25 protein-coding genes and 2 pseudogenes are annotated in these 22994 nt (G+C 40.6%); 21 read left to right on the forward strand and 6 right to left on the reverse strand.

The window, feature by feature from the left end; translation table 11 throughout:
• Positions 1-37 precede the first annotated feature (37 nt).
• The gene (locus NP781_RS07385) at positions 38-889 is read right to left on the reverse strand and encodes a pentapeptide repeat-containing protein (RefSeq protein WP_257521890.1); all 852 of its coding nucleotides are present in this window, start codon (positions 887-889) and stop codon (positions 38-40) included.
• A 137-nt stretch (positions 890-1026) separates the two neighbouring features.
• Here NP781_RS07385 and NP781_RS07390 point away from each other — a divergent pair, with 137 nt between their 5' ends.
• The 5 genes from NP781_RS07390 to NP781_RS07410 all read left to right on the forward strand — a co-directional run bounded on the left by NP781_RS07390 (position 1027) and on the right by NP781_RS07410 (position 6670).
• Positions 1027-1947, forward strand: coding sequence for a PucR family transcriptional regulator ligand-binding domain-containing protein (locus NP781_RS07390; RefSeq protein WP_257521891.1), 921 nt, complete (start codon positions 1027-1029; stop codon positions 1945-1947).
• The gene (locus NP781_RS07395) at positions 1944-2630 is read left to right on the forward strand and encodes a helix-turn-helix domain-containing protein (protein ID WP_257521892.1); all 687 of its coding nucleotides are present in this window, start codon (positions 1944-1946) and stop codon (positions 2628-2630) included. Before NP781_RS07390 ends, NP781_RS07395 begins: the two co-directional genes overlap by 4 nt.
• Positions 2631-2758: 128 nt before the next feature.
• Positions 2759-4027 carry a cytosine permease gene (locus NP781_RS07400; protein WP_221680848.1) on the forward strand — a complete coding sequence of 423 codons (1269 nt, stop codon included), beginning with the start codon at positions 2759-2761 and terminating at the stop codon, positions 4025-4027.
• Positions 4024-5127 (forward strand): S-methyl thiohydantoin desulfurase family protein, encoded by a 1104-nt coding sequence (locus tag NP781_RS07405; protein ID WP_221680849.1) that lies wholly within the window; start codon positions 4024-4026, stop codon positions 5125-5127. The genes NP781_RS07400 and NP781_RS07405 overlap by 4 nt, the downstream gene beginning before the upstream one ends.
• Positions 5120-6670, forward strand: a complete 1551-nt coding sequence (locus NP781_RS07410; protein ID WP_257521893.1) for a hydantoinase/oxoprolinase family protein — start codon at positions 5120-5122, stop codon at positions 6668-6670. Before NP781_RS07405 ends, NP781_RS07410 begins: the two co-directional genes overlap by 8 nt.
• Before the next feature lie 17 nt (positions 6671-6687).
• Here NP781_RS07410 and NP781_RS07415 read toward each other — a convergent pair.
• Together NP781_RS07415 and NP781_RS07420 are read right to left on the reverse strand one after the other, a co-directional pair.
• Positions 6688-7361: pseudogene (locus NP781_RS07415) on the reverse strand (HAD family hydrolase).
• Positions 7362-7367: 6 nt separating this feature from the next.
• A complete protein-coding gene (locus NP781_RS07420) occupies positions 7368-7601 on the reverse strand; it encodes a cyclase (RefSeq protein WP_221680852.1) in 234 nt (77 codons plus the stop codon).
• A 171-nt stretch (positions 7602-7772) separates the two neighbouring features.
• Here NP781_RS07420 and NP781_RS07425 point away from each other — a divergent pair, with 171 nt between their 5' ends.
• The 12 genes from NP781_RS07425 to ptsP all read left to right on the forward strand — a co-directional run bounded on the left by NP781_RS07425 (position 7773) and on the right by ptsP (position 18417).
• Positions 7773-8567 (forward strand): hypothetical protein, encoded by a 795-nt coding sequence (locus tag NP781_RS07425; RefSeq protein ID WP_257521894.1) that lies wholly within the window; start codon positions 7773-7775, stop codon positions 8565-8567.
• Positions 8564-8920 (forward strand): GntR family transcriptional regulator, encoded by a 357-nt coding sequence (locus NP781_RS07430; RefSeq protein WP_004229320.1) that lies wholly within the window; start codon positions 8564-8566, stop codon positions 8918-8920. The genes NP781_RS07425 and NP781_RS07430 overlap by 4 nt, the downstream gene beginning before the upstream one ends.
• A gap of 9 nt (positions 8921-8929) precedes the next feature.
• Positions 8930-9643, forward strand: a complete 714-nt coding sequence (locus tag NP781_RS07435; protein ID WP_221680854.1) for an ABC transporter ATP-binding protein — start codon at positions 8930-8932, stop codon at positions 9641-9643.
• Between the two features lie 87 nt (positions 9644-9730).
• A complete protein-coding gene (locus NP781_RS07440; RefSeq protein WP_004229316.1) occupies positions 9731-10651 on the forward strand; it encodes an ABC transporter ATP-binding protein in 921 nt (306 codons plus the stop codon).
• Positions 10629-11570 carry an ABC transporter permease gene (locus NP781_RS07445; protein WP_257521895.1) on the forward strand — a complete coding sequence of 314 codons (942 nt, stop codon included), beginning with the start codon at positions 10629-10631 and terminating at the stop codon, positions 11568-11570. Before NP781_RS07440 ends, NP781_RS07445 begins: the two co-directional genes overlap by 23 nt.
• 176 nt (positions 11571-11746) lie before the next feature.
• On the forward strand, positions 11747-13690 hold the full coding sequence (gene nagE, locus NP781_RS07450) for an N-acetylglucosamine-specific PTS transporter subunit IIBC (RefSeq protein ID WP_221680856.1): 1944 nt from the start codon (positions 11747-11749) through the stop codon (positions 13688-13690).
• A 95-nt stretch (positions 13691-13785) separates the two neighbouring features.
• Positions 13786-14946 (forward strand): N-acetylglucosamine-6-phosphate deacetylase, encoded by a 1161-nt coding sequence (gene nagA, locus NP781_RS07455; RefSeq protein WP_373880542.1) that lies wholly within the window; start codon positions 13786-13788, stop codon positions 14944-14946.
• 64 nt (positions 14947-15010) lie between these two features.
• On the forward strand, positions 15011-15163 hold the full coding sequence (locus NP781_RS25605) for a hypothetical protein (RefSeq protein WP_257521897.1): 153 nt from the start codon (positions 15011-15013) through the stop codon (positions 15161-15163).
• Positions 15154-15720 (forward strand): sugar isomerase domain-containing protein, encoded by a 567-nt coding sequence (locus NP781_RS07465; protein WP_257521898.1) that lies wholly within the window; start codon positions 15154-15156, stop codon positions 15718-15720. Before NP781_RS25605 ends, NP781_RS07465 begins: the two co-directional genes overlap by 10 nt.
• A 20-nt stretch (positions 15721-15740) precedes the next feature.
• Positions 15741-16445, forward strand: coding sequence for a glucosamine-6-phosphate deaminase (locus NP781_RS07470; protein ID WP_257521899.1), 705 nt, complete (start codon positions 15741-15743; stop codon positions 16443-16445).
• Entirely contained in the window at positions 16442-16708 is a 267-nt protein-coding gene (locus tag NP781_RS07475; RefSeq protein WP_221680860.1) for an HPr family phosphocarrier protein, read from the forward strand. The genes NP781_RS07470 and NP781_RS07475 overlap by 4 nt, the downstream gene beginning before the upstream one ends.
• Complete coding sequence (gene ptsP, locus NP781_RS07480) at positions 16705-18417, forward strand: phosphoenolpyruvate--protein phosphotransferase (RefSeq protein WP_257521900.1); 1713 nt, start codon at positions 16705-16707, stop codon at positions 18415-18417. The genes NP781_RS07475 and ptsP overlap by 4 nt, the downstream gene beginning before the upstream one ends.
• A gap of 47 nt (positions 18418-18464) precedes the next feature.
• On the opposite strand, the gene NP781_RS07485 is transcribed toward ptsP, so the two are convergent.
• Together NP781_RS07485 and NP781_RS07490 are read right to left on the reverse strand one after the other, a co-directional pair.
• Positions 18465-19130, reverse strand: a complete 666-nt coding sequence (locus NP781_RS07485) for an HAD family hydrolase (RefSeq protein ID WP_257522508.1) — start codon at positions 19128-19130, stop codon at positions 18465-18467.
• A gap of 71 nt (positions 19131-19201) precedes the next feature.
• A complete protein-coding gene (locus NP781_RS07490; protein WP_257521901.1) occupies positions 19202-19969 on the reverse strand; it encodes a sporulation protein in 768 nt (255 codons plus the stop codon).
• 111 nt (positions 19970-20080) lie between these two features.
• Here NP781_RS07490 and NP781_RS07495 point away from each other — a divergent pair.
• The 4 genes and pseudogenes from NP781_RS07495 to NP781_RS07510 all read left to right on the forward strand — a co-directional run.
• A pseudogene (locus tag NP781_RS07495) lies at positions 20081-20527 on the forward strand (LysR family transcriptional regulator); the annotation flags it as partial.
• A gap of 74 nt (positions 20528-20601) precedes the next feature.
• Positions 20602-20934: a LysR substrate-binding domain-containing protein gene (locus NP781_RS07500; RefSeq protein ID WP_257522509.1), complete on the forward strand. Its 333-nt coding sequence runs from the start codon at positions 20602-20604 to the stop codon at positions 20932-20934.
• Positions 20935-21010: 76 nt separating this feature from the next.
• Positions 21011-21745 carry an urease accessory protein UreH domain-containing protein gene (locus NP781_RS07505; protein ID WP_257521902.1) on the forward strand — a complete coding sequence of 245 codons (735 nt, stop codon included), beginning with the start codon at positions 21011-21013 and terminating at the stop codon, positions 21743-21745.
• A gap of 41 nt (positions 21746-21786) precedes the next feature.
• The gene (locus NP781_RS07510; RefSeq protein ID WP_257521903.1) at positions 21787-22107 is read left to right on the forward strand and encodes a YnfA family protein; all 321 of its coding nucleotides are present in this window, start codon (positions 21787-21789) and stop codon (positions 22105-22107) included.
• A gap of 44 nt (positions 22108-22151) precedes the next feature.
• Here NP781_RS07510 and NP781_RS07515 read toward each other — a convergent pair whose 3' ends face one another.
• Positions 22152-22916, reverse strand: coding sequence for a class I SAM-dependent methyltransferase (locus NP781_RS07515; protein ID WP_257521904.1), 765 nt, complete (start codon positions 22914-22916; stop codon positions 22152-22154).
• Positions 22917-22994: the final 78 nt, after the last annotated feature.

Raw genomic sequence — 22994 nt, forward strand, 5'->3', positions numbered from 1 at the left:
AAAAAGGTAGATGAGCGTAAAACGCCATCTACCTTTTTTATTGCCAATGAGCAGGTCGTTTTATGTAAGAAGGTAATTTAGTCGAACGATCCCCTTGCGCGGCGTTGATTTGCATTTGGGTTAGAAACAGACTTGTTGAAAGATCAGCACCGCGTAAATTGGCATCTCGTAAATCAGCTCCGATGAAATCTACTCCTTGTAAATTCGCATCTTGAAGATTTGCTGCGATTAAATAACCCCTTAGATCAGTCGCTCGTAAATCCTTGCCTTTTAAATTTTTGCCCATCCAATCAGCCCCACGTTGATTCAAGTTTCTAGAAGCCTTTCCCTTCACACTGTGCTGGCGAATTTGTTCGCTAGTTTGGAGCAATAGTGCATTGATCGGCATACGACTAGCTACCATATCCAAGGCTAATAATGTATCTGCATCCTGAGCTATGATCTGCTGTAAGTGCTTCAATTGAGCAAGAAGCTGTTCATAAAGCATATTATCCACCTGATAGGACAAAGCCTCCGCCACATACGCAATCATTTCGTAAAGCTGTTCCATAATGGGAAAAACATGAAACATCTTGTCCGCATGCTCACGAGATTGTCGCCAATCCTGTCCATGAAATGTCACCTGTGAAACCTGTTGACCTGCGCCTAGGCAATCAAAAACGGTACAGCCCTTAAAACCAGTCTCTCGTAGCTGACTATGTATGTGACAGCTATAGTTATCCTGCAAATTAGGACATGGCGTGCCTGCTGGTTTATTGATCGCAAAATCACTAGAAGCCAAAATATTTAAAGCGGTACAGCACAAGCCAAAACAGCTTTGACAATCTGCCTGTAGACTATGTCGGATTTTTGTACCAACGGTTGTCTCTTTTTTTGTCTGATTAGACATCCTCATTTTCCTCTCTCATCTTATCCATTTAATTACTATTTTAACACTAACAAGCTACCAGTTAAAATAGAGAGAAACTGTATTTTGAAAGATAGTAGGGGATATGGTATTCTTCTTCAAAAGAGTTGTAAAGAAAAGTGGTGGTGGAACATGGGGTAACGGTCAATGAATTATTACAATTGCCATCTTTTCGAGGGGCAGAGGTGTTAACAGGGCGAGATAATCTGCATCGTACCGTATCATCTCTATCTGTATTAGAGGTATCGAATGTTGATTTTTATTCGAAAATTATTAACCGTGTACAGGAGGAATGGTATGCAGAGGAGCTTGTCATTAGCTCTTTTTACTCCATTCGAGATAGTGTGGAGCAGCAATGTGAAACGATTCAGCATTTACATGATTTAGGAGAGCTGGGGCTTATTTTATATTATGTCGGCATTGTATTGCCTGATATTCCACAGGAAGTGCTTGCGTTAGCGGAGGCGCAAGGCTTTATTATCATTTGTATGCCGCGAAATGATTATTCACTGCGCTATAACGAGGTTATTTATGAGGTTATGGAAGCGATTGTTAGTAATCAAGGCGTTAATGATCATTTTGTCAAAGAGACATTAGAAAAAGTATCGTTACTACCTGAGCATTTAAGAAGTGTTGAAATTACACTAAAAATGCTTTCAGATCGTTTGAAGGCTAATATTGTGCTCACTAATAGTCATTTTGAGATTGTGAACCAAGTGATGTGGCCACGAAATTCATCATTAGATGTAGCGAATGTCATTGAACAATGCTCCCAATCCAATTTTCAGAGAGAAGCAGGCAAGCTTGAGCTACTAAGAAGTGATGTCGCCTGTGTCGTAGACTATAAAAGAGTACACCAAAAAAATGGTGAGCCGCTATTTTTATTTCTGATTAAAGAAAATACAAAATTACCTGCTAAGACAATTGAAAAAGTAAGTGAGGTTGTGCAAGTAGCTATAAATTTATGGGGAGACAAGCATGATGAGGTTAGTGAATATGCCTTAGTTAAAGCTATTATCAATGATGAGGGGAGAAAATGAGAAGATTAGCCAATCTCCTTCATATTGATGTTTCCGCGATTCAAATGATGTGGCTTGTCTACATCCATGAGTTAGCAGAAGAAAAAAGAATTCGCGATGAATTAGAAGAGCAACTGTCCAAATATTATCAAACAAGAGTCATCCAATGCATTGACCATTGTATGATTGTATTGGTAGGCAATTGCTTTTATAAGCATCATGAGTTTGAAATTGCCATTGAATATAGTGAAACGACTCAGTATGACGCCCAAATCGCAGAAATTGTTTATGCACCTAAAATGAGAAATACAAAGTCTGTTCGTCAAATGTATCAATTGGTCAATCAGGTGGGGGACAAAGCCCATACGATTTATCCGATGCGGAAATTGTTTACTGCAGCGGAAGTGCGCTCCATGAAAAGGGCAATTGATGTCAGTAAGCAGGGCGAAGAAATGATTGAAGAATATTTGTCTGTAATTGAACCCATTTTACGCGACCATGATTCCTTGCAGACATTGATAACCTTTTTATTAGATGCAAATGCTAGTGTGGAGCGCTGTGCAGAGCTCCTCTATATCCATAAAAACACGGTGAAATACCGCATCAAAAAAATTAGTGAGCTGATTGGCACAGATGTTACCGTGTATTCGGAATTTTATGATGCCTATATGGCTTGCATGCTATATCGATTGATTAATGATTAGAATAATCTGAAATTTTGTCATTTTGAACAAAATTTCAGATTATTTTTTTCATTTGCGCAAAAGACTCGACTCTTACCTATCTTCTATAATTAAAAACATTAATCCATCACCAAATAAGGAGGAGTCACATGCAAAATGAAAATAAAGGTCAATCTTGGTATAGCTTAGGCATTATTTGGGCTGGCGCCATGATTTGTATTCCCAGTTTATTAGTCGGTAACGCACTGATTACCAATATGAGTTTATCAAAGGCACTGGCTGTTGCTTTTGTAGGCTATGCTATTGTCGTGATCATCATGATCTTGCAAGGCATGCAAAGCAGTGATTTAGGAAAGCCCACTGTCCATATAGCAGGACAGGTGTTTGGTAAAAAGGGCTCTCGTACAATATTATCCATTATCTTAGCTATTGCTTGCTTAGGGTGGTTTGGCATTCAGGCCAATGTGTGTGGCGTAGCCTTAGCAAATTTATTAGCAATCTATCATTTGAATATACCCATTCCAATCGCTTCCTTCATTAGTGGTATGGTCATGGTCGTATCCGCACTTTATGGGATGAAAGTGTTGCGTATTTTAAGCTATATCGCCGTACCATTGCTCGTCATCATTTGCCTGTACGGTTTAGGCCAAATATTAACTGGTGAGCAACTGCAACTCATTCGCGATTATCAGCCACAGGGCAATATGAACTTTATGGATGGTTTAGCTGTAACGATTGGGTCCTTTGCATTAGGGGCTGTTATAGCGGGTGATTATTCGCAATTTTCCAAAAAACGTTCAGACGTTTTCAAAGCCGCTACATTAGGGATTATTCCCGCAGGAGTGCTAATGATTGCTGTGGGAGCTGTCTTAACGATTGCCTATCAAACAAGTGATATTACAGCAGTCTTTCTGCATATCGCAACACCCTTTATTGGTGGAGTGGGTCTGATTTTAGCAACATGGAAAACCAACTTGGTCAATGCAATTTCAGGTGGAATTGCCTTAATTAATGTATTTGATGTTGCGAAAAACAAAGAACGATTAGCCATAGGTGTGGCGGGTACAATTGGCACAATCTTAGCCGTTGTGGGGATTTTAAATTATTTTACACCCATCATGTCAATTTTATCGGCGATGATTCCGCCTGTTGCAGGGGTGATGATTGCTTCCTACTGGGTCATTCATAAGGGCAAAGCAGATAGCTGGCATGAAGTGGAAGGGGTCAATCGATTAGGTGTATTTTCTTGGCTAGTAGGAGCTGTCATTGCCTGTATGCCAGTGGTATTCTCCTTATTCCCTGCATTGCCAGCACTACCAAACCAACCGATGATTGGCATCATTATTTCATTCGTGATTTATTATGTTGGGTATCGTGTATCTGTACAAAAAACGGTCATATTGGAGGAACATAGATGAGATATTTAGATCAAGCAGCTATTGAACATATTGCCATTGGGGCAGCATTTCTAGGAACAGGTGGGGGAGGAGATCCCTATATTGGAAAATTAATGGCGCTTTCTGCCATCGAAAAAAATGGCCCTGTAAAGTTGTATTCAGTGGATGAAATTGCGGATGATGATTTTTTCATTCCTGCCGCAATGATGGGGGCGCCATCGGTTTTAGTAGAAAAATTTCCACGTGGCGGTGAGTTTGTTAAGGTTTTCCAAAAGCTCGCGCAATATTTGGGTAAAGAAAAAATTGCAGGCACCTATCCAATGGAAGCAGGTGGGGTCAATTCGATGATTCCTATTGTAGTAGCTGCACAACTTGGCTTACCATTGATTGATTGTGATGGCATGGGGCGTGCATTTCCAGAATTACAAATGGTGACATTCCACTTAGATGGGATTTCAGCAACGCCAATGGCCATCACCGATGAAAAAGGGAATATTGGTATTTTTGAAACGATTGATAATAAATGGACCGAGCGTATCGCCCGAACAGCAACAGTAGAAATGGGCGCTAGTTCCTTAGTGAGCCTCTACCCAACAACGGGTGCACAAATTAAACAAAGCGGTGTTCATCATATAGTGACGCTTTCTGAAAAAATCGGTGAAGTTATTGCCTCGAAAGATCAAGAGGTGAACGATAAGCTACAAAGCCTTTTAAAGCTTGTGGAAGGATATGAGCTTTTCCAAGGAAAAATAGTGGATGTTATTCGTGAAACGAAAGGTGGCTTTAACCTAGGTAAAATGAATCTTGAAGGTATTGAATCTTATAAAAATGATCAAATGAAGGTTCATTTCCAAAATGAAAACTTATTAGCTGAGAAAAACGAGCAGGTTATAGCCATGACACCAGACTTAATTTGTTTGGTGGATTATGAAACCTTATTGCCTGTTACAACAGAGAGCTTAAAATATGGTAAACGTGTGCGTGTGATTGGCTTACCAGCACATGAAAAATGGCGTACAGCAAAGGGTATTGAAACAGCTGGACCCAAATACTTTGGCTATGAATATGAGTATACGCCAATTGAGGAATTGGTGAAAAAGGAGGTAGCAGAGCATGTATAAGATTGGAATCGATGTAGGTGGAACAAACACAGATGCCATCCTTTTAGACCATAATAGCCAGCTTATTTACAGTGTGAAATCACCTACAAGCTTAGATATTAAAACGGGAATTGAAAAGTCACTGCAACAATTACTAGAGGGTGCAAATATCGATAAATCAAAAATTACCCATGCGATGTTAGGGACAACACAATGCACCAATGCCATTGTGGAACGTAAAAAGCTTGCAAAGGTGGGTGTCATTCGACTAGGTTATCCAGCGACGGCTTCCGTGCTCCCTTATACAGCTTGGCCAGCGGATATGATTGATAAATTATCTGGTCATTATGCCATTGCCCGTGGTGGTTATGAATATGACGGCCAATTATTAAGTGCGCTTGATCAACAGGAAATTACAAAACTACTAGAGGAATGGCGTAGTCAAGTGGAATCCATTGCAATTGTTGGTGTCTTTTCCTCTATTAAAAATGATCAAGAATTGCAGGTTCGTGAATGGATTCAAGAAGTCTATGGTGAGGAATTCCCGATTTCCTGCTCCTCATTAATAGGTTCAGTCGGGTTAATTGAACGTGAAAATGCTACGATTCTGAATGCTGCATTATGTAAGGTGATTGAGACAACAACACAGGGCTTTATACAGGCGTTACAAGCAGAAGGCATTTTTGATGTAGAGGTTTATCTATGCCAGAATGACGGTACATTAATGTCTATCGATTACGCCAAGCAATTCCCAATTTTAACAATTGCCTGTGGACCAACCAATAGTATCCGTGGAGCATCGTATTTATCCCAAATTCAAAACACTATGGTATTGGACGTTGGAGGTACCACTTCAGATATCGGTGTATTACAGGATGGTTTCCCGCGAGAATCCTCGGTCGCAGTTGAAGTGGGGGACATTCGGACAAACTTTAGGATGCCAGATATCATTTCAGTCGGACTGGGCGGGGGTAGTATTGTTCGTGTGAATGGTGACAAAATTACAGTTGGGCCGGATAGTGTAGGCTATAAAATCAGTGAGGAGGCCCTTGTTTTCGGTGGCTCGACCTTAACGACAACAGATATCGCTGTCCGTTTAGGCTTAGCAGAGGTAGGCGATTGCACGTTAGTTGCACATATTGATGAAGCATTTGCCAAAGCTGTTCAAGAAGAAATTTCTTCGTTACTAGAACAGGCGATTGATAAGATGAAAACTTCCTCAGAGGATGTGTCACTAGTCTTAGTAGGAGGTGGTGGAATTATTGTGCCAGACAAAATTCGAGGCGTTTCCACAATAGTAAAATCTGAATATGGTGGTGTAGCGAATGCCATCGGTGCCTCGATTGCACAAATTAGTGGTCAATATGAGCAGATTTATATTTATTCCAAAGAACCGCGTGAGGAATCCTTAAAAGATGCACAAAACAAGGCTGTGAAACAAGCCGTATTAGCAGGTGCTCTTGAGGATACCATTGAGCTAGTGGAAGTAGAAGAAACACCTCTCGCGTATCATCCAGAAAATGCAACCAGATTAAAGGTAAAAGTAGTAGGGAAAATGGTGTAACAGTCAAAGGAAGAGTCCTAGTTAAACAGGGCTCTTCCTTTTATTAATGGATCAAATGAATGAATCACGGCATCAGGTTTAATGTCAGTTGGATTCGTGAGGCGATGAGGATTGAACCATATCCCTTTCATCCTTGCTTGCTGACAACTAGCGACATCCTTTTCTAGGTCATCCCCAACGAATAGGGCTTCTTCTGGTTGTACATGAAGCTGATTTAAGGCTAATTCGAATATGCGTTTGTCAGGCTTAGTTAAGCCTACTTCCTCAGAAATAAGGATAACATCAAAATAGCTAGCTAAACCTGTATGTGTGATTTTAGCCTTTTGTCGCTGTGTAGAGCCGTTTGTGATAATTCTAACTTGTACTTGCTCTTAATCGTTTGGAGAACATTCAACGTATGTTGATCGATAGAAAAGCAATATGGAAACTGCTGATCCCAAAAATCTTGCATGTCATGGCGAGGCAATTGAAAAGTTGATGGAAACGCATCAAAAAACGATGATAAAACATTGGTTTTATCGGCAATCCCATAGTCTCTTTTATCGTATTCCTTAAATTTTTCCAGCATGTCCTTTTTGAGCATACCCTGAATAGCACCATAGTATTTTTCCAAAATAATATAAAACAGGTTATCGACAGCATGATCTCGATTAAGTAAGGTATCATCTAAATCAAATAGTATCGCTTTCAACGAGCTTCATATCCGTTCTTGCTCATCAAGAGGTTTTCGTTTATGTTTTTCATTCATAATTTTTTTGTTTAGGATCGTTACCTTACCAACCATGAGCAACCTCATATCTTCCACAATATACTTAGCTAGCTCTTCGTCCGATATGTCATCTCCATCAATATCAAGGCGAAAATCCTGCCCTTGTAGGCCACCACCATTGGTAAATTCAATTTCAAAATCAAAGACAACTCTTTTATCCATTCAAGTACCACCTTACGCTTAGTGTTAGCGTGCTATCCATATATTCTGTGTTTAATAGGTGAATACCTTCTTTGAGAATAAGCATAATTGTTGTGCAAACTAAATTTCCCTTTTCTTGTATTTGCCACTTGCCAACGAAAAAGTCATGGTGTAATATGTGACTAGTACACTATGACACGAGGTGTTGTGATTGAAAAGCTTTACGGGACTTTTAAAAAAGAGTGGGTACTTTATCGCTCATGGTTTCTAGTAGGGATATTTATGGGACTTATGCTATCTTGGATCGTTCCCTATGTGTTACATCGGTTTGTTGATCTCTTTGCACAGGAAAATCAGCTAGAGTTTGTATTTACGATGCTCGTCCTTTTTCTAGGAGGATTTTATTCTGTTTTACAATTTTTGGCATCGATGCGATTGGATATTAAAGCAAAGGAGAGCTGGCTCCATTCAACAAGCTCCATCACAAAGCTTATCGGCGCAAAATTGGTTTGCTCATTAGTAGGATATGTCCTCTTCACTATCCTTTTTACGAGTATAGCCATTTTCAATATTAAGGATGAGCTGATTGCCAGCGCTGGACAAATTTTATTGGTTTTGGTAATAGTTGTTATTATATTGACTATTTTACAATTAATGCTATTTATCCTTCTTTTATTCTTTTTAGCTTTTTATTTGCAATTAAAGCGCATAATAGGTCGTTTTTCGATTGTGCTGACAATGATTGCGTTTTATGTAACCACAGCTGGTTGGGTGCGGATAACGGAGAGTCAGCTGTATCGAACGATCTTCCTCCATGGAGAGGTTTCGCTTCAAAGCATCGAACAATATCTACCAACAGGGAAAGAAATGACGATGGAATGGATGCTTGGCTCGATTTATGTCGTTGAGGAAGTAGCCATTACGTTATTACTACTACTGCTATTTTTAGCAGCATCGAAGTGGCTTGAAAGGGTGGTTTTACGATGACGATGGATTTTTCGCGTGACAAACCCATTTATAGCCAGCTTGTCGATCGAATTTGTGGAGACATTTTGAAGGGGAAGTTGCAGCTAGGTGATCGACTTCCCTCCGTTCGAGAATATGCAGTAGAAACAGGTGTCAATGTCAATACGGTGCAACGTGTATACAAGGAGTTAGAGGCAATGAATATAACGGAAACCAAACGAGGACAGGGTACATTTATTACGAGCAATGAGGAGCGCATTGAGTTATTGCGGGAAGAGATGAAAAATCAGCTGGCTGAAAATTTTTTAACATCGATTGAGGCATTAGGCTTTTCAAAGGAAGAAATGCTGGTGGTTTTGAAAAATAAAGCGTGAGGTGAAGGGATGTTACAGCTATTAAATGTATCTTTTCAATATAAGAAAAAGCCAGTTTTACAGGATCTATCCTTTTCCTTTCCGATTGGACAAATCATTGGACTAGTTGGGGAAAATGGTAGTGGTAAATCTACGCTTATGAAAGTTTTAGCTGGTTTACTGCGACCCACTGCTGGTGAGATCACACTAGAGGGTGAACCAGTCACACGTAGAAGTGCTGACAAAATTGCTTATTTACCAGATACAGATTTGTTTTTTGAGTACTACACGGGTGAACAGCTTTTCCAGCATTATGCTTCGCAGTTTGAAGATTTTTCCTATGATAAGGCCTGTATCGTCGCACAATTTTTACAGGTAGATACACGTACAAAGCTACGCCAATTATCAAAGGGTAATCGTGGTCGTATGAAAATGGCTGCCACCCTTGGGCGAGAGGTTCCTTATTATATCATGGACGAACCATTTGCTGGGCTAGACCCTATTGTCAGAGAGCAGCTGATTAAAGGCTTAATTCAATTTACGGACATCGAAAATCAAACGATCTTGCTATCCACACATGAATTATATGAGGTAGAGCCTATTTTAGATCAAATTATTTTATTGCAGGCAGGATCAATCATGGCCTATGAGAACGTGGAAACATTACGCGATGTGGCTAATAAGGATGCAGTTGAGTGGATGAAAGGATTTTATCGGCCTTCAGTAAAAAATATTGACAGCTAAAGGTGAAGAAAGAATCGTCAATAAAGCAATGTTGTCGTGCCAGACTGCATAATGCTCAGGCGAAATAGATTAGAAAGGGTGAAAAATATGACAGAACCAATTGTACAATTGCAAAATTTATCGAAAACCATTCGAGGAAAGCAATTAATTCAACAGTTAAACATTGATTTATATCCAGGTCAAATTACAGGGTTTTTAGGACCGAATGGAGCGGGGAAAACAACAACGATCCGAATGATGACAGGGCTTATGCATCCAACAGAGGGCAATGTCATCATCGACGGGCTTTCACTTAAGGAGCATTATGAGGAAGCCATTAGTAAAGTTGGTGTGATTGTTGAAAATCCAGAAATGTATAAATTTATGTCAGGCTATAAAAATTTACTACATTTTGCACGTATGCATAAAAATGTAACGAAGGAACGAATTCAGGAGGTCATTCAACAGGTTGGGCTCGAAAATCGTATACATGAAAAGGTCTCTACGTATTCACTTGGTATGAGACAGCGACTAGGATTAGCCCAGGCGTTATTGCACAGACCGAAATTTTTGATTTTAGATGAACCGACGAATGGCTTAGACCCTGCTGGTATTCGTGAGTTTCGTATGTACCTGCGTAAGATTGCTTCAGAAGAGGGCGTATCTGTCTTTGTCTCAAGTCACTTATTATCAGAAATTGAATTGATGTGTGATCGAGTGGCCGTGATTCAAAATGGGCAGCTGATTGATCTGCGCGATATTCACAATGAAAGCTCATCGTTTTATTATGTGGAGGCAGAGCCAAAAGAGCAGGTGTCTGCTTATCTGGAACAGCGTGACTTTAACTTTGTAGCAGAGAATCAGGGCTATGTGGTGGAAATGAAGAAAGAGGATGTCCCGGCTATGACTACACAACTAGTCCAAGCAGGTATTCAATTATTTGCCGTACAGCCACATCAAAAAACATTAGAGGATCAATTCTTAGAAATGACTGGAGGCGGACAAATTGCTGAAGCTAATTCAAAATGAGTGGATGAAATTATGGCATAAAAAAGGAACATGGGCAATGGTGGCCATGCTGATTCTTGTCATTCTTGTTCCTGCTGGAATCACCAAATATTATGAAGTAAAATCCCCGACGGAAGGCTCCTGGAAAGACATAGAGCAGGAGGCCATTCAATCCTATAAAGAGACGCTAGCAGGTGAAGATTTAACGGAGGAAGATAAAGCTTACTTTCAAGAGCAGATGGCTATTTCTGAATATCGTTTAGCGAATGATGCACCAAGTCAAAAAGATAGTAGTCTTGCAAGCTTTATGTCCTTTACAAGCGGTATGCTAACGCTTGTCACTTTATTTACAGTCATTACCGCAGCTAGTATTGTATCGAGCGAATTTTCAACAGGGACGATTAAAATGCTCTTAACGCGCCCAATGTCCCGTGCAAAAGTGTTGACGTCTAAATTACTGACAACATTTCTTTTTGGTTTGTTATTGTATGTGGTGAATGTTGTGGTAAGTGCCCTTATCGGCTTAGTCTTGTTCGGCATGGGAACAGGTGTGGAATTAGAAATGGTCAATGGGCAGGTCGTTGAAAAGGCCGTATGGAGTGATTTAGCCTATCATTACCTATTATCTGGTGGCGATTTTGTGATGTCTACATTATTTGCCTTTTTGATTGGTTCAGTATTCCGTTCAAGCTCTTTAGCAATTGGTTTAACGATGTTCCTTTCTTTTACAGGCGGCATGATTGTTATGTTCTTAAGCCGCTACGACATCGTCAAATATATTTGGCTCACACATTCTGATTTAACACAGTATGAGCATGGTGGTGGCTCCGTGATTGCTGATGTGACGTTGCCCTTCTCATTAACAGTACTTGCTATTTACGCAGTAGTTTTCCTTGTCATTAGTTATTCAACCTTTATGAAACGTGATGTCACGGCATAAGCTATAGAAGAACTGTGCCCTAATTTCGAATTAGGGTGCGGTTTTTTTGTTTAACATCACGAAATATTAAAAAAGTATTTATTTTTTTTTGAATTGCGCCTATAATAATAGCAACTTAGTGAAAACGCTTTTTTTACTAAAGTGGTCTAGACAACTATACCAAAGGGGGATAATGAATGTTTGCTTTCTTACAAAAAATCGGTAAGTCGCTCATGTTTCCAATCGCAACTTTACCAGCAGCAGCATTACTATTGCGTTTAGGTTCAGCGGATATGCTTGGGGCCGTACCGAATGAAGCCATCCAGTACATTGCTAGTATAATGGCCGCTTCTGGTAATGCTATACTAGGGAATTTACCAATTATTTTTGCGATTGGTATTGCGATGGGGTTTGCACATGATAGTAGTGGCGGCGCAGCTCTAGCGGGTGCGATTGCGCATCTTGTTTTAGTCGCCGTTTTAGGGACTGTTAACGAAGAATTAAATATGGGTGTGTTTGGTGGTATTATTGCCGGTATTACGGCAGGCTTATTATATAACAAATATTATAATGTGAAATTTCCAGAATGGTTATCATTCTTCGGTGGACGGCGCTTTGTACCGATTATTACGTCCATCACCATGGCCATTTTAGGTAGTATTTTAGCGATCGTTTGGGGACCAATTCAGGGTGGCATTGATGCTGTCGGCAATTGGATGATCGGTGCAGGATCACTTGGCGTAGGGATGTATGGCTTCTTCAACCGTCTATTAATTCCAGTGGGTCTCCACCATGTAATCAATACAATTATTTGGTTTGATTTCGGTGAATTTACAAATGCTGCAGGCGAAATCGTGAAAGGAGATATCAACCGCTTCCTAGCAGGAGACACATCAGCTGGACATTTCCAAGCTGGTTTCTTCCCAATCATGATGTTTGGCTTACCAGCAGCCTGTCTAGCAATGTATTTTGCGGCGAAAAAAGAAAAGCGTCCAATCGTTGGAGGGATGTTCGTTTCCATCGCTTTAACAGCCTTTTTAACGGGTGTTACAGAGCCTATTGAATTTTCCTTTATGTTCTTATCACCAGTTCTTTATGGTATCCATGCGGTATTAACAGGTATTTCATTGGCTGTGGCCTATCTTGTTGGATTCCGTGACGGCTTTGGCTTCTCCGCAGGCTTAATTGACTACTTACTCAACCTTGGTCTGGCAGATAAACCATTGCTCTTATTACCTTTAGGTTTAGGCTTTGGGGCGATTTACTTTGTAGTATTCTATTTCTTAATCAAAAAATTAGACTTAAAAACACCTGGACGTGAAGACGATGAGGATGAGGATGGCGAAGTAAATGCTATTGCTAATGATGTCGATTTACGTGCATATTATACAATTGAAGCATTAGGTGGAAAAGACAATATTAAGCAAGTGGATTATTGTACAACTCGCCTACGTTTATTAGTACAGGATTCTGCTAGCGTCGATGAAAAAACATTGAAGCAAACAGGTGCAAGAGGTGTTATGCGTATCAGTAAAACCAATGTCCAAGTAATCATTGGGACATCTGTTGAGTTTTTAGCTGAAGCCATAAAAGAACGTTTGAAAAAAGGCAATCCAGCACCAGCCAATGCAGGACTTCCAACAGCACAGCCTGTCCTAGAAGAAACAGTGAAGAATGACATGTTGACATTCCATGATTTCGAAATGCCAATGACTGGCGATTTATTACCTTTAACAGAAGTGCCTGATGAGGCATTTTCAGCAGGCTTGATGGGCCCAGGTTTCGGGATTCGTCCAACAGATGGAGCAGTCTATGCACCATTCGATGGTCAAGTAGTGATGGTGTTCCCAACAAAGCATGCAATCGGCTTAAAATCTGATACGGGCATTGAAGTATTAATTCATGTTGGCTTAGATACGGTCAAACTAAATGGTGATGGTTTTGATCTGTTCGTGACAGATGGTCAAAAAGTTAAGCGTGGGGATGCGTTATTAAAAGCAGACCTTGTACAGATTGAAGGTCAAGTACCTTCTGTCATCACACCAGTCGTCTTCACAAGCTTAATGGGGCAAGCGATAACACTTGAAAAGACTGGCTATCAACGAGCAGGCTCAACGAATATTATTACAATGAAGAAGTAACGACTAATGGGGCTGTTAGCGAAGGTATACAGAGGCAATGCTATTGCACACGGATGCCTTTTCGACAGCCCTTGTTCAAGAAGGAGATGTTTTTCTTGAGTTTAATCATTCGAAATATCACAGTAGTAAATGGCAATGGACGAGAAGAACAGGTAGATGTATGGATGAAGGATGGTAAAATTGCTCAAATTGCTCCTCAGCTTGATATCCACAATGTCGAACAGCTTGATGGTTCAGGGAAATTTTTATTGCCAGGATTTATTGATCTGCACATTCATGGGTCCGCTCAAATGGATACGATGGATGCTTCTGATGAAGGGCTCCATACGATGGCTCAATCCCTTTTAAAAGAAGGAACGACAAGCTTTTTAGCTACAACGATGACACAAAGCTATGACAACATTGAACGAGCTATTGAAAATGTGGCACAGTTCCAGCCACAGCCAGATGAAGCAGAGGTACTGGGTATTCATATCGAAGGGCCATTTGTCTCGAAGCAGCGAGCAGGGGCACAGCCTCTAGAATATATTGTCGAGCTAGATTTGGATATATGGACAAAATGGCAGCAACTGAGTGGCCATAAAATTAAGCAAATTACGCTAGCACCAGAAGAACCGAATGGCATGGCAGCTGTGCAAAGTATTTCTGCTAGCGGTGTCATTGTTTCAATTGGTCACTCGGATGCTACCTTTGAGCAAATGCAACAAGCCGCTCAACTAGGTGCCACACAGGGGACACACTTATATAACCAAATGCGTCCATTCCACCATCGAGATCCAGGTGTAGTTGGTGGTGTCCTGCTACTAGATGCGATTAAGGCAGAACTGATTGTTGACTTTATCCATATGCATGAAGGTGCGGTGGAAATGGCCTACCGCTTAAAGGGAGCAGACGGGCTTATTTTAATTACCGATGCGATGCGCGCAAAGGGAATGCCCTACGGTGCATATGATTTAGGCGGTCAAACAGTTCATGTGACAGAAGCAGGTGCTCATTTGTCAAATGGATCGTTAGCAGGCAGTATTTTAAAAATGGATCAGGCTGTACGGAATATGCATCACATTACGAATTGTACGCTGGAGGAGCTTGTCAAAATGTCCAGCTATAATGCTGCCGAGCAATTGAAGCTAGGTAATAAGGGTCAGCTTGTACAAGGCTATGATGCGGACGCGGTGATTTTAGATGACCATCTAAGGCTCCATCAAACGATTAAGGCGGGCAAGGTCTTATATGATGTAAATTCAAGCGGACAATAGTCACTAATATGCATCAGGTACAAACATCTGGCATGAAACGATGGAAATGAAAAGGTGATAGAACATGAATACCTATTTTCAACAAGTCAATCAATATTTAACAATGATGGCACAGCAGGAAAGCAACCAGCTTATGCATATTGCCAAGCAAATTGTTAAACGTCTTACAAAGGGGGCATTATCCAGCTCTTTGGCTCTGGTCATTCCATGCTATTAGCACAGGAATGTTACTACAGAGCAGGTGGCTTAGTGCCTGTCAAACCGATACACATAGAATCGTTAATGCTACATCAGGGTGCACGGCAATCCTCACAAAATGAAAAAAAACAGGCTTTTTTAGCCTCCTATAAGGATCAGCTGCAATTTGATGACCGAGATGTTTGTATCATCATTTCGACCTCTGCCAATAATCCAGCGCCCATTGATATGGCTATCTATGCAAAGGAAGCGGGCGCTTTGACCATTTCACTGCAATCACTGGAATATCAGCACCAGCCATCGCGCCATCCGTCAGGAAAGCGTTTAGAGCAAGTAGTAGATGAAGTATTGAATACGCATGTGCCATTAGGTGATGGTGTGTTAAGCGTTGACCAATTGCAATATGCCCCTGTTTCAACGGTGTTAGGTGCGACTTTATTAAATGCTTTATTCGCTCAAATCATTGAGCTTATGCATGCACAGGGCGCTCGTGTACCAGTGTTTGGTAGCAGTAATTTAGGGGGAAATAATAACGATGCACTCATTGATCAGTATGGTCAGCGTATTCATTTCTAGGGTACAAAGGAGGATATGTGGTGAAAGTAAAAAGATTTTCCTCAATGGATGATTTATATTCATATGCAGTAGCAACTATTTCGGAAGCCAAAAATAATGGCGCCACAACGTTCGGATTAGCTACTGGTGGAACAATGGAACCGCTATATGCTAAAATTTGTAAAACAGATATTGATTTTTCACATTGTATTAGCTTTAATTTGGATGAGTATGTTGGGCTTGAGGCAACTCATAAGCAAAGCTACGCCTATTATATGAACAAACATTTATTTAATCAAAAACCATTTTTAGCATCGTATTTACCAGATGGATTAGCAGTAGATCCTCTAATGGAAACAGCTCGCTATGAAGGATTGTTGCAACAATATCCCTTAGATTTCCAACTGCTTGGTATCGGTCAAAATGGTCATATCGGCTTCAATGAGCCTGGTACGTCATTTGCTTCTTTAACACATCTTGTAACACTCGAAGAATCTACTCGTCAAGCTAACGCGCGTTTCTTTTCATCCATTGACGAAGTGCCAACACAGGCCTACACGATGGGTATTCAATCGATTATGCGGGCAAAATGCATTTTGTTACTCGCAGTGGGAGAAGCTAAGCGTGAGGTGTTAGAGCGTTTACTGGCATCTGATTATACAGAAGACGTACCTGCAACTGCTTTATCGAAACATCCAAATGTGATGATTTTAACAGACTTACAAGAAGAGGAGAATAAATTATGAAAACACAACAATTGACAGTAGTCGATCCTTTAGGTATTCATGCACGACCAGCGAGCCAGCTTGTGGCAAAAGCAACACCGTTTGCTTCATCTATAGAAATACGTACAGAAGAAAAAGCCGCTAATTTGAAATCAATCTTAGGTGTGATGGGATTAGCCTTAAAGCAAGGTTCACAATTTACACTAGTGGTAGAGGGGGAAGACGAAGAGCAAGCATTAGCAGCACTAACGACACTCATCACGGAAATGGGGCTTGCACAATGACACAACTCACTGGTATTGCCGCTTCAGACGGCATTGCCATTGCGAAGGCATATCGTTTCGTCCAACCAGATTTAACATTCGCTAAAACAACTATTCATGATATCGAGGCAGAGCAGCAACGTTTAGCAGCCGCTCTTGCCAAAGCAGAACAAGAACTAGTTATCATTCGACAGCAAACATTCGAAAAATTTAGTGCAGAAGAAGCCGCAATTTTTGAGGCACATTTATTAGTGGTTCATGATCCCGAATTACTTGGGCCTATCAATCAAAAAATTGCGGACGAAGCGGTGAATGCGGAGTATGCATTGCATGAAGTATCCTCTATGTTTGTGGCATTATTTGAAGGTATGGATGACGAATACATGAGTGCCCGAGCATCAGATATTAGAGATGTGACAAATCGCATATTAGCACACTTACTCGGTGTACATATTCCAAATCCAAGCAATATGAACGAACAGGTAATTATCGTAGCGAATGATTTGACTCCTTCAGAGACAGCCCAATTAGATCGCAACTTTGTTCTCGGTTTTATTACCGATATTGGTGGGCGTACATCCCATTCAGCCATCATGGCTCGTAGCTTAGAAATCCCAGCAGTCGTAGGAACAGGGATTGCTACGACAACAATTCAGGATGGCGATTATTTAATTGTTGACGGTTTGACGGGTCAAGTCCTAGTGAACCCAAGTGCCGAAGTGATTGCAGACTATCAGGAAAAGGCACAAAATTATCGGGCACAGCAGGCGGAATGGTCTACTTTAGTGAATGAGCAAACCGTATCTAAAGATGGCGTGCATGTTGAGCTAGCGGCTAATATTGGATCGCCAAGTGATTTGGATGGGGTATTGCGTCATGGAGCAGAGGGAATTGGCTTATATCGAACAGAGTTTTTATATATGGGCCGAGAAAATTTGCCATCTGAGGAAGAACAATTTACAGCGTATAAAACAGTCTTGGAAGGTATGAAGGGCAAGCCAGTTGTTATTCGAACACTGGATATCGGTGGCGACAAGCACCTGCCGTATTTACCTGTGCAAGAAGAGATGAATCCATTCCTTGGTCATCGTGCCATTCGTCTATGTCTTGACCAGCAGGAGTTATTCCGCACACAATTGCGTGCACTACTGCGAGCATCTGTCTACGGAAACTTAAAAATTATGTTTCCTATGATAGCGACCATTCAAGAATTCCGTGCGGCTAAAGAAATTTTGCTTGAGGAAAAAGAAAATCTGATAGCAGGAGGTATTGCAGTAGGCTCTTCCATAGAGGTCGGGATGATGGTTGAAATTCCTTCGACAGCCGTAATGGCAGATATTTTTGCAAAAGAAGTGGATTTCTTCTCCATCGGCACAAATGATTTAATTCAATATACAATGGCGGCAGATCGGATGAATGAAAAAGTTTCCTATTTATACCAACCCTATAACCCAGCCATTTTACGTTTAATTCAAATGGTCATTAAAGCTGCCCATCAAGAACAGAAATGGGTAGGAATGTGTGGAGAAATGGCTGGCGATGAGCATGCTGTGCCACTTTTGCTAGGCTTAGGCTTAGATGAGTTCTCCATGAGTGCTACGTCTATTCTAAAAACGAGGGCCTTGCTAAAGCAATTATCTGTCCCAGAGATGCAGTCTTTAGCAACAGAGGCATTACAGTTAGCGACAGCTGAAGAAGTGCTGGAAAAAGTAAAGCAAGCTGTAAAATAAATTAGAACAATAACCCATCTACCAACAAGTAGATGGGTTATTTAGCATTATTGGCTGAAAGAGTTAATGAATAATGGTATTTCTAATAAATCCTCCACGATGGCATCCGCTTCAACATCGTCCCATTGTTTATCCTTTTTCCAAATGCCCTTCATTCCCACATGTTGAGCACCTTTGACATCATTCACAGGATGGTCGCCGATAAAAACACATTCATGAGGAAGGACATTCAGCTTTTCGATGGCATTTAAAAACAGTTGAGGATCGGGTTTTTTCATTCCTGCCCATTCAGAAACTAAAATGACATCAAAATAATGTTCAATTGCTAATGCCTTTATAGTGTCCATCTGAAAATGCCCATAGCCATTCGTAATCATGCCTAAAGCCAACTGATCCCTTTTCAATTGTTCTAGCATAGGGATAACGTTAGGAAAAGGGACACAGCTATATTTAAATTCGTTTAGGTAATCTTGAAGAAGCTCTTCCCACGTAATATGAGCAAGATGAAATTCTTTTACTAATTGCTGGTAGACATGGTCCTTCCAAACGTAGCCTCGCTTATCTAGTTGGATAAAGCGAGTTATATACTGTTCTTTTGAAATACTACCTAATACCGCCTTTAATCGCTCATATTGCTGCTCAATGAAGAGTTCCACAGATGCATCTCTATTTAATAATGTTCCGTCTAAATCAAATAATGCTGCTTTCATCACCATCTTTTTCACCCTCCTATTTGATCATAAAAAAGTAGCTGAAGTTAGGCTTCAACTACTTTGTTAGTCCATTAGGCGTGTTTTGAAATGATTTGCTGAAGCTTTGCTTGCAGTGTCGGTAGGTCATGCATCGTAACCGTTGTGCGAACATAGCTTTCATCCATATCTAATGCTTCAGCAAAAAAGCTACCAATGCCTTTTACTTTGCGATCAATTTGCATTAAAATCTCTGCAGAATGGTTGGATTGAGAAAGGAAAACTAATTCAAGCTCATCTAAATGGCTTCTATATTGTCCAGTGGGTACAAATTCAAATTCTTGGACAAATGGATAGTAGCCTCGGAAGCGTGAAGGAGCTTGTTCACATTCAGCTTCACGTAAACGGAAACCTAATCCACGAATCGCATCTAATATATGACCTGCTAGTGCTGTTGGCTCGACACGAATATAATCCTTATCACTCGGATCGACCGCATTTTTAATATCAAGGCCCGTTTGAATCCATACCTGTGTTTTACCTGCACTAATCGGTGTTTCAAATGGCAATGTTAATGAAATTGGGAAAACTTTTTCCTCGCCTGCGCCCAGTGTGAAAGGCTCTGTTACTTTGACCTTCTGTAGTGTGGCAACCTCTGTATGTTTGTGATCATTCGACTCACGGATATACGTCGTATTGACGGATAGGTAAATCGTGTCGACCTGTTGCTCAACTTGACCGCCTCGCACAATGATTTCCCCCTGCATGACCTCTCCAGCACGATAAGTATCCTTCTCCAATCTTGTATCCACTGTTGCTGAACCTATACCAATACTTGCTAATGCTTTATGAAAAAAAGACATTTTTCATTCCTCCTACTGACATCGTTAGCTATACATACGCTTATGATGAAAAAAGGTTTCAAGACTTACAAATTTTTCGTTATACTAGTTGAAAACGAAAGAGGGATGGCGATGGAAACAGAGTGGCTACGCACATTTATCGTGGCAGCACAAACAGAAAACTTTCGAGAAACGGCTGAAAAACGATTTATTACACAATCGACTGTAACGAAGCATATCCAGCATTTAGAAAGGGCATTGCAAACCCCGTTATTTGATCGACAGAGCAAACAGGTTACGTTAAATCGGCAGGGTGCTTATTTTAGTCAGCAGGCACAAAAAATCCTGTCCGCTTTAGATGAGGGGCTACAACAAATGGATTCCTTCGTAAAAGGCTACACCGCTAAGCTTACGCTTGGCGTTGCTCCGCAAATAGCGAATTCAACATTACCAGCTATTATCACAGCATTCCAGCACCGAAAGCCAACTACTCAGGTAGTGATAGAACTTTTAAAATCCAATGAAATCGGGGAAGCGGTATTTACGGGTGTAATCGATATTGGCTTATCCAAATTAACCTCAACTCGTGAGCTTCACACGGTGATGCTCGCACAAGAACCATTGCATTTAATTGCTCCTATTGGTAAAAAGGAATTAGATGCTTTCACTCTTTACGGCAGGAAACACTTCTCACACATGAATATGCGCCCTATTGGCAGGAAGTACAACAGGTGCTACAGCAATTTACCAGCCATCAAACAATGCATATTAATCAAACAGAGGTGATCAAGCATTTCGTCAAGCATGGTCTTGGTATTGCCTTGCTGCCTAAGAGTGTGATTGAAGCGGATTGCCAGCAACATCTTCTACATAGCTATTCAGTAAAAGAATTTTCTCATATTGTATCGGATACTTACTTGCTTACAAAGTATGTCTCAGCTGATTATGATGATTTTTTAGTAGCGTGTAATAGCGTGTATGAGTAAAGCCGTTTTCTGCACGGTTTTTTCATAATGTACCTTTATACTATTTTAGTAGAAATAATAGATAGAGGGTGTTTAGGTGTATAGTGTATTGTCCAGCATTAGTCAGTTGATTAGTGAACCGCTTACGCAATTTGTACAAGGCTATGAGCATTCTGCCCTGATGATGGCCATTCTTCTTGGCTTAATAGGCGCCTTTGCTCCATGTCAGTTAACAGGTAATATGAGTGCCATTACATTTTATGGCAATCGAACACTTCAAAAGAGCAGTAATTGGCAAGAAATTATGTTTTTTATTGTGGGGAAAGTGGTTGTTTTTAGTGCGCTTGGCTTTTGTGCTTGGCTTTTTGGACAATCATTTGAAACAAAGATGACCGTTTATTTTCCAATCTTTCGTCAGGCTATGGGGCCGATAATGCTACTAACAGGGTTGGTGCTAATCGGTTTATTCAAATTAACCTTTTTACAACGCTTAACATTGCTGCTGCCGCCTGTAGTAAAAGAGGGGAAAATCGGCTCGTTCTTAATGGGTGCTAGTTTTTCTATTGCCTTTTGTCCCACTATGTTTGTTTTATTCTTTGTGTGGTTAATGCCCCTTGTGGCGAGCACTTCCTATGGGTTGCTTTTACCTAGTATTTTTGGCGTAGCGACCGCTGTACCGCTTATCATCATGCTTCTGTTGATCTATGTCTTTGATGCCAAACGCCTTATCCTACGAAAAAGTATGAAGATGGGAAGGGCTATTCAAATGACAGCAGGTATCCTATTAATTTTAATCGGAATAACGGACACTATTACATATTGGGGCATGTAAGACATGTATAATAGAGTCAAAACGAGAAAGAGAGTTACAGTATGATCGCTATATTATTATTTATGCTTGCGGGAATTGGTGAAATAGGTGGGGGCTATTTAATTTGGCTTTGGTTACGAGAGGGCAAACCTTTTTATTGGGGTATTTTTGGCGGTATTGCACTTGCTCTGTACGGTGTTGTTGCAACATTCCAGTCCTTTCCTACCTTTGGCAGAGTTTATGCAGCCTATGGTGGAGTATTCATCGTGTTGTCTATTTTATGGGGGTGGGGCATTGATGGCAAAAAGCCCGATCATTTAGACTTTATTGGCGCAGGGATATGCTTAATAGGCGTCATTGTGATATTGCTGCCTCGCTCTTAGCATGGAAAAAAGGTTACTACAACAGAATAGTAACCTTTTTTAATCTAATTTTTACGAGCAATAAAGCTCAGACGATAATAATCAATGACCCATTCATTCTGTTGAAAACACGTTGGCTTTAATAATTCCTCACATGTCGTATAAACCTGTTCTTTCTCATCCGCCTTTAAGTGTTGTAGAAGATTTTCACTAAACATGACCAACCAGTTGCGAAGCCCATCCTGCCCTTGAAGTGGTGTAGGACGTTTATAGAGTGTGATATTCTCGACCTCAAAGCCTGCATTTTCTAATTTTGATTGATATTCCTCGACGCTTGGAAAATACCAAGGGAAATAGTGGTCGATATAGGGAAATTGTAAAGATTCCATACTTTTTTGCAGGGCCCAAACGATGGATGCAATATTGCCTTGTCCACCCATTTCAGCAACAAAGCGTCCATCGTTCTTCAGTGCGCCATAGACGTTTTCGATAACTACATCAGGTTCCTTCATCCAATGAAGTGCGGCATTGGAGAAAACGGCATCAAATTGCTGAGAAAAATGCATCGCTGTAGCTTCCATTGTTTGGAAATTTATGGCAGGATATTTTTGCTGAGCAGCTAAAATCATCGTAGCCGACGCATCAACTCCGAGCACAGAAGCTCCAAGTGCTGATATGTCATTAGCCAAATCTCCTGTACCACAACCCACATCTAAAATATGTTCATTTTTCTGCGGCGCTAGTAGATCGACTAAGCTTGTACCCAATTTTGACACGAAATCATGCTTTTCATCATATAAATGAGCATTCCATTTTGTTTTTGTTGTCATCCTATTTCATCTCCTTTAGTAGAGCATAGCAAAGGAGGACAACCATCAGAAATGCGAAAAATCATGAATTTTGATTCC

Source organism: Lysinibacillus sp. FN11, assembly GCF_024628845.1.
Taxonomy (GTDB): Bacteria; Bacillota; Bacilli; order Bacillales_A; family Planococcaceae; genus Lysinibacillus; species Lysinibacillus capsici.